Genomic DNA, 11,680 nt, shown 5'->3' with positions numbered 1-11,680 from the left:
CGCTATCCATCCTCGCACTAGAAGTACGAGGTTTTTCGCGATGTTCGATAAGTGACGGCAGAGAGCCAGAAACCTGGCGCGTCATCCAGGCGCTGGGCGGCGGCGCGGTTGCCGCGCAAATTCCAGATCAGCACATCCGTGTCCACCAGCATCAGTCGCTGCCCTCGAAGGAGCGCGGCGCGCGCAAATGGCGGACTTGGGTGTCAATCTCCTGGGCGCTTGCCTCGCCCTGATCTGCCCAGAGGCCGAACGCCGGGTTGGGGGCCAAGCGCTTGTTAGGTGTGGCAGACGCCACCCCCACTAGGCGAGCACATGGCTTGCCGTGAAAGGTGATCTCTACGGCCTCGCCACGCTGGGTAGCGGCAATCAAAGCTTTGGTTTGCAAGCGCAGCTGCTTGACGTTGGCATGCATGATGACTCACCTCTGCGGTATCGCTCAGACCCGACGCGGATGAACGGGTTATTTTTAAAGTGTAACCTGCTCGTCGATACCCTGCCAACCAGGATGCTTAGGCTTGGCGATAGTCGTTGCCCCTGTTGGCGGTTCAGGGTGCGTCGGTGAATTTGGCAACAGTCTGTTGCCAAATTGCAGCGGCCCCCTGTGCTCAGCTTGTCGCTCCACTTTCAACAAAAATCGTTCGAACACTAACGCACCTGTACCCGTTTACCTGCTGAAAGTGCCCCTTCCAGCTCTTTTCTCAGCTCGTCCATAAAGGCATCCACTTCCGCTTGGCTTTCCAGGTACACGCCACTATGCACGCGGCTAAGTACGTCGCTTACACGCACTCTTGCCACGGGTTTGGGGGCATTCACCGCCGCCGGTGCTGTTTCGGTATGCGGGTCGTACGTTTTATCACTTGGTGCCGTTTGTGGGGCTGGCTTGGGGTTCTCTGATGTTGGAGCCGGTGTTGTGTTGTTTCCCGCAGGCGCAGGCGGCTGCCGCTTGGCCGCTTCAGCCTGGGCGTGGTGAAGCGCATCCAAACTTTCTTCTTCTAACTCGACGGCAGTTTCGGTTTGTAGCTGGTAGATTTGCGCGACGCTGACCGATTGACTGACCGAGGCTTTAAGCTGCTGCAGCGGGTGCAGCAAGCGGTTGCTGAGCTCGGCGGTGCCAATGCCGCTTTTGGCAATTTCAGCGCTCACCTTGGCAATGCGCGTGTCGATACGGGCAATGGCGTGCTGACGCTTTTCCTCTACCAGGCGGTTGTTCACCTCATCCAGCGTGCGTACCAAGCCATCCACCTGGTTCAGCATGGCGTAGGGGGCGTCGGCGTTGTAAATGCGCTCACACTCGGCCAGCGCTTGCTGGGCCTGGGTGTTTTTCTCAAGCTCTAGGCGGTTCACCGCAAACCGATTGAGCGCTTGCTCCAGCTGTTGCCACGTGGTGAGCTGCTTAGTGAAGAAGTCGTTGAGATCGCGGTAGTCCTCTTCGACATCGAGCAGCGTGTCTTGCTGGCTGGCGACGGTTTTGAAGAAATCAAAGCTATCGTCAAGGCGCAGTAGGCGCTCTACTTCCCGCAGTGAGCTATCAATGGCGTTGCGACCCGGGAAGTTGCCCACATCGGTTTTGCTTTTATACGCTTCTAGCTCCCGCCGCCAGTGGGATAAGCGGTCTACGTAATAGGTAAACAGCTCTTTTTCGCTGGTGGGGCCTAGCTGGCCAAATAGCTCTTTGGTGAGGTTACGAGCTTTGTTGAGCACTGCATCTTCGGTTTGGCGCTTTTTCTGAAGGCGCACTTCACTGCGGCGGCGGGCGTTGTTGAGTAGCTCAAAGGCTTCTTTACCGCTGAGCGCGGGGCCAGCGGTGTGGAAGGTTAAGCGCCCAGCGGCATGCAGGCGACCCAGAATCAGCAGCGTTTCACCTTCTGGCCAGCCGAAAGGTCGGTTGCTGAAGCGCTCAATCAGCGGGTTCAGTGGCACCGGTTCGCCGCCATGTAGCGAGATATACTGCTCTACCTCTTTCACCGCTTGAGCGTTGCCCTCTTCACCGTCTAGGTTGAGGTTCTGGGTGCCCAGGTCATCGGCGGTTAATACGGCCTGCAGCTCGCGCATCGGCTCGGGGCTAAGCGCCGTGAGCTGGCTCAGCTTGTTGTAGGTGTTTTCCAGCAGATAGCGGCAGGCCTCATCCAAGCGGGTATTCAACTGGTTGCGGTTGAGATCGAGCTTTTGCCCGAGCGCGTACACATCGGCATCCAGCAACATCTCTTCTAAGCGCACCCGCAGGCGTTTTTTGCGCTCCTGGTTTTCACGGCCACGGTCGGCCAGAATGCGCTCCACGCTGTGGTCGTTGGCCGATAGGTTCAGGCGGATAAACTTATCGGTTTTCAGCAGGGTACGCAGTTCATCGGTAAAGCGCTTATCGTCGGGCAGCTTAATCAGCACCTGCCCACCGTTATCGCCGCTTTTGTGAATGCAGCCCGCTTCGCTTAGCTGCACGTACTCCACGTCCAGCGGCGAGACCACCTCTACCCTTAGCTGGCTTTGATAGCGGCCATCCAGGGTGTGTCCATCCAGGTAGCGGCCAATGCTGTAGTCGGTTTTGTTGACCGGGTAGCGGTATTTGGTGCGATCGCGCAGCAGGTCTTTGAAGATCAGGCTGGAAAGCTCTTTGTTCTCGTCGCTGCTGGTGACTTCGGTAGCTTTGATCTTGCGGGTGATGTCGCGCTCTTCATTGGTGAGGAACTGGTACTCATCGCCGTTGCGGGTAATCAGGCTCTCTTTTTCCAGTCGTGCCAGGGTCGCTTCCAGCTGCTCACGAATGGCAATACGGTCGTCGTCGATTTGGGTCAGCGAGAGTGTCACCAGGTTATTGACCGTACCCTTCACCAAGTCCACATAGCGGATCATAAACAGCGTGCGTAGGGTTTCGACATCAAACGCCTCTAACACGGGGTTTTCGCTGGCCTGATCGATGGTGCGCTTTACCGCTGTATCAAGAAAGCCCTCTACCGCTGTGTAGAAGCAGTGCATCGGCACCAGCGCGCCAATCGTTTTCTCCTGCACGGCTTTGGCGGCCATGTGGAACGCATCGAGCATGGAGCGCTCGCCATAGGCCAGGTGGGCGCCCGTCGCCCCTACCTTGCGGATTTCTTCAAAAACTTTTTGCACCAACTGGAAGTGGTACGGCACGAAAGGATAGTTGGCGATAAAGCTCTCGGCGCCTTCGATGTTTTTTAGCGTGGGGCCAGAGCGGTCAAAGGTCAGCTGGTTACGCAGAATGGAGCCTTTGGCCTCAAACACGCCTTCCAGTTCCGCGCGTGCCGAGTCGGTCTTCACCAACAGACGCTTACGGATCACTTCGTCAGAGTTGGAGCTTGAGAGCGATAAGCGGGTTTTGAAGCGTCCGGCAATTTTGGAAAAATCGTTGGCTTTTGAGGCGGTCATTTCGCCTAGCACGGCATCCATATCCGCTTGGGAGGTGACCACGATCCAGGCACGCCCACCGCAAATCGTACCCAGGTTTTCGGTGAGCGTTTGCAGAGTCAGCATCAAACGCGTATCGCTACCAATGAACTGGCCCACTTCATCGACCATGAACACCATGCGCTGGGTAGCTGACTGCGACTCCAAAAACTCTTTCACCCAGTGGCAGAAGTTCTCTACCGAGACGCTGAAGTTGGTTTCGGATTCCTCAAACCATTTATGCGCCGCTTCAGGAGAGAGATCGAGCGCCGACCCAATCGCTTGCTCGATATCGTCCTGGTAGAACTGATAGCCGTCTCGCTCGTCTTCCCACACCACGCCGCTGGCCTCGTTAAAGGCCTGCTTGAAACGCTCATACACACCGCGTTTTTCTAGGTGGCGCTCCATATGAGCAATGTGCGGGTAATCAGAGCTAAAGCCTTGGTGCTCGTTAAACACGCGCAGGAAGACGTTCAGGATGGGGTTGCCGTCGTCATTCGAGCTGGCCTTGCTGTCGATGTTGAACAGCACCACGTGAGCCGGTTCACGGACGGCCTTGTTAATGTCTGCCCGAATAGAGCCGTCTACCAGCTTCTGCTCATCAAAAAAATCAGCGGCTCGCTTGGCCTGGCCGTTGGCATCAAAGGCTTCCGTATTGGCGAGTAGGTAAGAAAGCGTTTTCAAAAAGTGCGATTTACCCGACCCAAAGAAGCCACTCACCCAAACGCCCACGCGGTTGGCGATGGAGGGGTCATCTAAAGGGGTGGTGTAGGACTCAAAAAAAGCACGAAAGTGCTTTTCTAACTCATTGGTGACGACATACTCATCCAGCTCCTGGTAGATGGTTTCCTGGTCACGCTGGTCGGCCTTGACCACGCCGTTGATTGACCGGCTAAGCGGTTTGAGGAAGAGCTCTCGAATGTGCATATCTGTCCTGTAAATGTTTCAACCTTGGATGTTTCAAGCCAAGAGATCTCGGAGTTTTGAAGGCCACTCCTCAGCGAGCGAATACAACACACCGAATTCCGCCACCCGTTGCGCTAGGGCACAAGCGCAAACGCACGGTAGTAGTTATTGCTTTCCATTCGCTTGAACAGCGACATCGTCTGCCCATCGTAACGGCCTGGATAGAACAGCACCAACGGCTTATGACCGAGTGGCCCGTGTAGCGCATTTAGCAAGCTGTGCGCACGCACCATGGGCCATAGGCTACCCACACCGGAAAACAGTACGATATCGGGGTCATGCGACAGGGAGTGTCGGAGCAGATAGGGAGCAAACTTATCCATGTGCAGTGGCCCACGCAGCGCCTTGAGCAGTGCTGCATCGCCTTTGCTTTTTTGCATGGCAATGGCTTTATCCAGGAAGCCGCGCTCGGCCAGGTAATCCTTTAGGACTTCCAGCAGGTTGACCTGTGCCATTTTGATATCAGGGTGCTGCCGTGCCATTAACGAGGGGAGGAAATTCAGATAGGCACGCACCTGCAGCTCATGTTCGGGCGCGTAATCAAAAATCCAGAAGCCAATTTCATTACCCAAACCCTGACCTGCTAGAAAGTCGGGCTGAGAGATTTTTTCAGCCACCTGGTTCAACCGTGCCCGAAGAAGGTCATCCTCGGGGTATTTGAAACCACCAAGGTCTGAGTAATGAGCGCTCTGTGACATGCGGATGCGTCCCTGTGTCAGGCATGTGTGATGCGAGAGGTTGTCTAATCCAAACGGCTGATTAAGCAAGACTATGCCGCCAGCGACACAGCTTGCAAGATCTACTTAGCCGCGTTTTGACGAAGCCACGGCTTTTTGACAAGCAGACCTGTGATATGAGTACCTATCTCAGCAAGCGACAACATGCGTTTAAGCGAATGTGCTGGTAGGTCTCAAGCAGGATTTTTATCTCTGGCCGAAGCAACAGTGGCTGTAATTTGCGCGATCGGCTGGATTCCAATACGCCAACTTCCGTCAGCATACGATATACCACCTGACCCATTTTACGCCTGGAGCTCTCCGCCCACCCTGCGATTGCTTTATCGCGATGAGTACGCTCGGCTAAAAAGTCAGCCCATTGGTAGGCCTGAAGCGTTTCCGCCTGCGTTAAAAATGCATCAGCGACGACACTTTCGAGGAATTCAACGAGCAGCAGATTACGTGCCATGGCCGCACAGAAAGACACCTGCCTGGCGAGCTGATCGTCGCCATCGCGCAGCGCTTGCCAAAACGGTGGCTCCAGCTTCTCCAGACGCTTGCGAATCGCCTGCCCTGTACGCTTGGCAGTGGCGGGACGGTTCTTCTGAAGGCGGTTATCAACGATGATTGCTTGATGCCACTGCTCTTCATCGGCATCAGACAGCAGCAAATCGGCAACGGCGCGGCTCTCGCGCACCATCAGCCCACCGCCGATCAAGTCAGAATTGTAGCTGAAAGAACCAGTCACTGAGTATTCACCTATACCGTTCGTGTAGCGTCCTATTCCTATTAGGGCGCAGCTCAATAAACAGCATCATCGTATTGATGCATGATCGCCAGGAATCAGTGAGTCAAAGGGGCTCTTGAGGGGAATATAGAGCCAACTTGCAAGTAGTATTCGGCATACTCAGCGGCAATAGCTGGAAATAATAGTAGACCAGAAATGGAGGCGGCCCCAAAAGCCACATCCCGGCACACGCAGCCACCACTACCGTTGCTCCCTTCCGGGCCTGGCGGGGTTCGCAGTTTAGCGTTGCGGGAGGACCTAAGGGGCCACCATAACGGCACATTCTGATGTCTTGCAAAGTGAATGTGCTAAAGCTGATGTGGTGGCTACGCCCTGATTTGAACAGGGGACCCCATCATTATGAGTGATGTGCTCTAACCAGCTGAGCTACGTAGCCTTTCCGTCATCAACGGGTGCAGATTATGCCTACCTTAACTACGAAAGGCAAGCCGGATTCCAGCTTGCCTTCCTCAACTAAATTGGCTTATTGAATGGCAGCACGCACTGCTTCGGCACCAGGCTCACCATCGCGAGTAGTTACGCCCTCTAACCACGCATCCAGCACCTCATCATTGGCTTTTAGATAGCTGCGCGCCGCATCACGAGGATCTACGCCGTCATCCATAATGGCGCTCATCAGCTCGTTTTCCATTTCCAAGGTAAATGTCATGTTGTTTAACAGCGCACCCACATTCGGGCATTCATCTACAAAACCCGCTCGGGTGTTGGTGTAGACCGTGGCACCGCCTAAGTCTGGGCCAAAGTAGTCATCTGCCCCAGAAAGATAGGCCATTTCGAAGTTAGTGTTCATGGGATGAGGCGCCCAGCCTAAAAACACCATCCACTCTTCATTCGGCACCCGAGAACGCAACTCAGCCAGCATGCCTGCTTCGCTGGAATCAACAACCTGCCAATCGCCTAAACCATAGGCGTCGTCGTCAATCATCTGCTCGATCAGCTCGTTGCCATCATTGCCCGCTTCAATGCCGTGAATATTGCTTTCAAATTGGTCAGCGTGCTCCGCTAAATCGTTGACCGATGTAATACCTGCATCATAAACGTACTGCGGCACTGCCAAGGTGTACTTGGCCCCTTCTAGGTTGGCCACTAAGCGCTCGACTTCACCACGCTCAATATACGGATCGCTAATCGATGCCATAGAAGGCATCCAGTTGCCTAAGAAGACATCAAAATCATCATTACGCATACCGGCATAGGCAATCGGCACGGAAACCGTGTCTACCCGTGGCTCATAACCAAGACCTTCCAGTACCTCACTAGCAAGCGCCGTGGTCGCGGTGATATCGGTCCAGCCGACTTCTGCAAAGCGCACGCTGCTGCACTCGTCTGCGTAAGCCACTGCCGGTAAGCCGGCGGCCAGCAATAAGGCACCTGCATAGCGTGTAGAGTTTTTGCTTATCATCGTTGTCCCCTTAAATTGTCTAAAACAAACATCCATTGTACGCAGCTGAGCGCTACATGTAGAATCTATCCCTACCTCTTTATTGATTGAACGTTCAATAAAAAAATGCCATTATGTTTAGGTAATCATGCCTAACCTCCCGTTTCAAGCATCAGCCCTGGTTAAGCATTCAACGTATTAGGTAGAGCCTTTGTAGGAGGTCACCGTGCCAAAGGTGGGAATGGAACCGATACGCCGTCAGCAGTTAATTAACGCGACCATGGCCGCTATTGATGAAGTCGGCTTGGCCGAAACGACCGTCATGCGCATTGCGCGTCATGCTGGGGTCTCCGCTGGCATTATCAGTCACTACTTCGGTGGCAAAGATGGCTTACTTGAAGCGACCATGCGGCAAATATTGACCGACCTAACCGATGCCGTTGCCGTGCGCCGCAACGCGTTAAATGACGACACTCCTCGGGCTCATATTGAGGCAATCATTGAGGGCAACTTTGACCGCACCCAAGTGACAGGCCCCGCTGCCAAAACATGGCTGGCGTTTTGGGCTAGTAGTATGCACAAGCCTATGCTACAGCGTTTGCAAAACGTCAATGACCGTCGCCTTTACAGCAATTTATGCCACCAGTTCCGGAGGGCGATGCCTGCTACTGAGGCACGAAATTCCGCTCGCGCGTTGGCGGCCATGATTGATGGTCTGTGGTTACGCGGCGCCCTCTCCCCTGAAGGTCTTAATGCCGATCAAGCTCGCCTGCTTGCGCGCAATTATTTAGATCAACTCTTTGCCTACCACGGATGCAAATAGTCAGCATCCAACCGTTAACACTAATTTTTATACCTTTTAGGAGACCAGCATGGCCGCTCTAGATGTTCAGCCTCTTTATATTGATGGTCGCCAGGTAAATGCCACCTCAGGCAATACCTTTACTGTTACCAATCCATTTGATGGCAGCCTGCTAGCCACTATTGGCCAAGCTAGCCAAGCCGACGTTGATACCGCTGTCATCTCTGCGCAGCGAGGTCAGCGCGAATGGGCTTCGATGACCGGCATGGAGCGTTCACGTATTATGCTGCGCGCCGTGGCGCTGTTAAGAGAGCGCAACGATGAGCTTGCCGAGCTGGAAACCCGCAACACCGGCAAGCCAATCAGCGAAACCGCCAGTGTCGATATCGTGACCGGTGCTGATGCTATCGAGTACTACGCTGGCTTAGCGCCCGCTATCGAAGGTAGCCAGATTCCTTTGCGCGATAGCTCGTTTGTTTATACCCGCAGAGAACCGCTGGGCGTAATTGGTGCCATTGGCGCCTGGAACTACCCGATCCAAATTGCCTGCTGGAAAGCCGCTCCGGCACTGGCTGCAGGAAATGCAGTGGTATTTAAGCCCAGCGAAGTTACCCCGCTCACCGTGATGAAACTGGCGGAAATATTCACCGAAGCAGGCCTACCCAATGGCGTCTTTAACGTTGTGCAAGGCGACGGTAGCGTTGGCGCGATGCTCACCGGGCACCCCGGCATCGCTAAAATATCGTTCACCGGAGAAGCAGGCACCGGCAAAAAAGTAATGGCCGCCGCCGCTGAATCGAGCCTCAAAGAAGTCACCATGGAACTGGGCGGCAAGTCGCCGTTACTGGTCTTTGCAGACGCCGATCTGAACCGCGCTGCTGACGCCGCGATGATGGCCAACTTCTACTCCAGCGGCCAAATCTGCACCAACGCCACGCGGGTATTTGTTGAGCGCGGTGTAAAAGAGGCCTTTGAAGCCAAGCTGGTCGAGCGCGTTAAGCGCATCAAGGCGGGCGACCCTATGGATCCAAGCGTCAACTTTGGGCCGTTGGTCAGCTTCGAGCATCAAGAGAAAGTGCTCTCCTATATTGCGCTGGGCAAACAGCAAGGTGCTCGGTTGTTAGTCGGCGGCGACGATTGGAACAGCGGCAGCTTTGCGGATGGTGCCTGGGCTGCGCCTACCGTGTTCACCGACTGCACCGACGATATGCGCATCGTACGTGAAGAGATTTTCGGCCCGGTGATGTCAGTGCTCGCTTTTGATGACGAAGCAGACGTCATTCGTCGCGCTAATGACACCACCTATGGCCTCGCTGCCGGTGTCTTCAGCGAAAGCCTGAACCGCGCCCACCGCGTGATTCACCAGCTCGAGGCAGGTATTTGCTGGATTAACACCTGGGGCGAGTCACCCTCAGAGATGCCGGTAGGCGGCTATAAAGCGTCGGGTATTGGTCGTGAGAACGGTATCGAGACGCTCAACCACTATACCCAGACCAAGTCAGTACAGATCGAGATGGGGCCTTTTGAGTCAGTGTTTTAAATCAAAGTACTACTTTCCGCGCAATAACTGACCAGGGCGCTGGGGGTGGCTTGTAGCGAGGGTCTTTTCCCATGGCCGAAACCTGATCCCTTCAGTTTCGGCATTCCCGCCATCCGTGGCGGTCAGATGGGAAAAGTAGCGCCCAAGGATGGGTTCACAGCGCCCTCGCGTAAAGCCTCCGCCAGAAAGCCCCGCCCCATCTTCAGCCTCGGTAACTCACCATGTCTCAACCACGCGAATTTGATTACATCATTATCGGTGCAGGTTCGGCGGGTAATGTGCTTGCTACCCGTTTAACCGAAGACAGCAGCGTTAGCGTGCTGCTGTTAGAAGCGGGCGGCCCCGACTATCGTTTTGATTTTCGTACCCAAATGCCAGCAGCCCTAGCGTTTCCGCTGCAGGGCAAGCGCTACAACTGGGCATTTGAAACCGACCCCGAACCCTATATGAATGGCCGCCGTATGGAGTGTGGCCGTGGCAAAGGTCTGGGCGGCTCCTCATTGATTAACGGTATGTGCTACATCCGTGGCAATGCGCTTGATTATGACAACTGGGCCAAACAGCCCGGCCTAGAAGATTGGGACTACCTAAGCTGCTTGCCCTACTTCAAAAAATGCGAAACCCGTGACATTGGCCCCAACAGCTACCACGGCGGCGAAGGTCCGGTTAGCGTGACCACACCCAAGGACACTAACAACCCGCTTTATCGCATCTTTATAGAAGCAGGCAAACAGGCAGGCTACCCCGAAACCGAAGACGTTAACGGCTACCAACAAGAGGGCTTTGGCCCCATGGACCGCTTTGTCACGCCTAAAGGGCGTCGCGCCTCTACTGCCCGTGGCTACCTGGGTACTGCTAAAAAGCGCCCTAACCTGACGATTGAAACGCACGCCGTTACCGACATTATTGAGTTTGAATGTAAGCGAGCGGTGGGCGTACGCTATGAGCGAAAAGGTGAAAAGCAACAAGCTTATGTTCGCCGTGAAGTGCTGCTGTGCGGTGGTGCCATTGCCTCCCCGCAGATTTTACAGCGCTCCGGTATTGGCAACCCTGAACTGCTCAAGGAACTTGATATTGAAACGGTTCATGCCCTGCCCGGCGTAGGTGAGAACCTCCAGGACCACCTGGAAATGTACATTCAGTACGAGTGTAAAGAGCCGATTTCCCTCTACCCGGCGCTGAAGTGGTACAACCAGCCAAAAATCGGTGCCGAATGGTTATTTAATGGCACCGGCATCGGCGCCAGCAACCAGTTTGAATCCTGCGGCTTTATTCGCAGTAACGATGAAGAAGAGTGGCCTAACCTTCAGTACCACTTTCTGCCTATCGCGATCAGCTACAACGGCAAAAGCGCGGTGGAAGCCCATGGCTTTCAGGCCCACGTGGGTTCAATGCGCTCCGAAAGCCGCGGCCGTATTCGCTTAATCTCCAAAGACCCAAACGCCGCGCCAAGCATTTTGTTCAACTACATGTCTAAAGAGAAAGATTGGCAGGAGTTTCGCGACGCTATCCGCTTAACTCGCGAGATCATCGCCCAGCCAGCGTTTGACCAGTATCGGGGGCGTGAAATAGCGCCAGGCCCCGATGTGCAATCTGACGCAGAGCTTGATGCGTTCGTAAAAGCGCATGCTGAAACTGCTTATCACCCCTGCGGTAGCTGCCGGATGGGTAGCGACGAAATGGCCGTAACGGATGGACAGGGCCGCGTGCACGGCATTGACGGCCTACGCGTGGTAGATGCTTCACTGTTCCCGCTAATTCCTACCGGCAATCTCAATGCGCCGACCATCATGCTGGCAGAGAAGATCGCCGACCAAATTAAAGGCCATGAACCGCTCCCACGCGCCAGCGTTGACTACTATGTCGCCAATGGCGCGCCAGCTAAATGCGCCTGAACATATAGTCCATTTAACACTCCAAATGCCATGGCTTATCGCCATGGCATTTTTTGTCTACGCTGACAGTAACAAGCAGTGTTAAGCGCGCCTAAACACTTGCGTCAGATGGCTCCCATCTGCCAATATTCAAACAAGTGTTCGATTAAAGATGTCATTAACAACAGTTG

9 protein-coding genes, 1 tRNA gene and 1 other RNA gene are annotated in these 11,680 nt (G+C 54.6%); 3 read left to right on the top strand and 8 right to left on the bottom strand.

Going from position 1 to position 11,680, the window contains the following annotated elements; translation table 11 throughout:
• Positions 1-17: 17 nt before the first annotated feature.
• From ACQKE4_RS12055 to ACQKE4_RS12020, 8 genes are all read right to left on the bottom strand, one after another.
• Positions 18-152 carry a hypothetical protein gene (locus ACQKE4_RS12055; protein ID WP_335589823.1) on the bottom strand — a complete coding sequence of 45 codons (135 nt, stop codon included), beginning with the start codon at positions 150-152 and terminating at the stop codon, positions 18-20.
• Positions 152-412, bottom strand: coding sequence for a type II toxin-antitoxin system Phd/YefM family antitoxin (locus ACQKE4_RS12050; RefSeq protein ID WP_427388605.1), 261 nt, complete (start codon positions 410-412; stop codon positions 152-154). Before ACQKE4_RS12050 ends, ACQKE4_RS12055 begins: the two co-directional genes overlap by 1 nt.
• 233 nt (positions 413-645) lie before the next feature.
• Positions 646-4,329, bottom strand: a complete 3,684-nt coding sequence (gene brxC / locus ACQKE4_RS12045) for a BREX system P-loop protein BrxC (protein ID WP_427388604.1) — start codon at positions 4,327-4,329, stop codon at positions 646-648.
• 113 nt (positions 4,330-4,442) lie between these two features.
• Positions 4,443-5,066 carry a DUF1788 domain-containing protein gene (locus ACQKE4_RS12040; protein ID WP_427388603.1) on the bottom strand — a complete coding sequence of 208 codons (624 nt, stop codon included), beginning with the start codon at positions 5,064-5,066 and terminating at the stop codon, positions 4,443-4,445.
• Between the two features lie 163 nt (positions 5,067-5,229).
• The gene (locus ACQKE4_RS12035) at positions 5,230-5,832 is read right to left on the bottom strand and encodes a DUF1819 family protein (RefSeq protein ID WP_427388602.1); all 603 of its coding nucleotides are present in this window, start codon (positions 5,830-5,832) and stop codon (positions 5,230-5,232) included.
• Positions 5,833-6,037: 205 nt separating this feature from the next.
• Positions 6,038-6,134, bottom strand: an RNA gene (ffs, locus tag ACQKE4_RS12030) — signal recognition particle sRNA small type.
• Between the two features lie 57 nt (positions 6,135-6,191).
• Positions 6,192-6,268 (bottom strand) — tRNA-Met (locus tag ACQKE4_RS12025).
• Positions 6,269-6,355: 87 nt separating this feature from the next.
• Positions 6,356-7,294, bottom strand: coding sequence for a choline ABC transporter substrate-binding protein (locus tag ACQKE4_RS12020; protein ID WP_427388601.1), 939 nt, complete (start codon positions 7,292-7,294; stop codon positions 6,356-6,358).
• A 205-nt stretch (positions 7,295-7,499) separates the two neighbouring features.
• On the opposite strand from ACQKE4_RS12020, the gene betI reads away from it, so the two are divergent.
• The 3 genes from betI (at position 7,500) to betA (ending at position 11,510) form a co-directional block, all read left to right on the top strand.
• On the top strand, positions 7,500-8,096 hold the full coding sequence (betI, locus tag ACQKE4_RS12015) for a transcriptional regulator BetI (protein WP_427388600.1): 597 nt from the start codon (positions 7,500-7,502) through the stop codon (positions 8,094-8,096).
• A 49-nt stretch (positions 8,097-8,145) separates the two neighbouring features.
• Positions 8,146-9,615: a betaine-aldehyde dehydrogenase gene (betB, locus tag ACQKE4_RS12010; RefSeq protein WP_427388599.1), complete on the top strand. Its 1,470-nt coding sequence runs from the start codon at positions 8,146-8,148 to the stop codon at positions 9,613-9,615.
• A gap of 221 nt (positions 9,616-9,836) precedes the next feature.
• Positions 9,837-11,510, top strand: coding sequence for a choline dehydrogenase (betA, locus tag ACQKE4_RS12005; RefSeq protein WP_427388598.1), 1,674 nt, complete (start codon positions 9,837-9,839; stop codon positions 11,508-11,510).
• Positions 11,511-11,680 lie beyond the last annotated feature (170 nt).

Origin of the sequence: Halomonas sp. NPDC076908, assembly GCF_050269715.1 — a bacterium.
Classification (GTDB): Bacteria; Pseudomonadota; Gammaproteobacteria; order Pseudomonadales; family Halomonadaceae; genus Vreelandella.
Note: the sequence above shows the minus strand (reverse complement) of the source record. Positions and strands in the feature narration are given on the sequence as shown.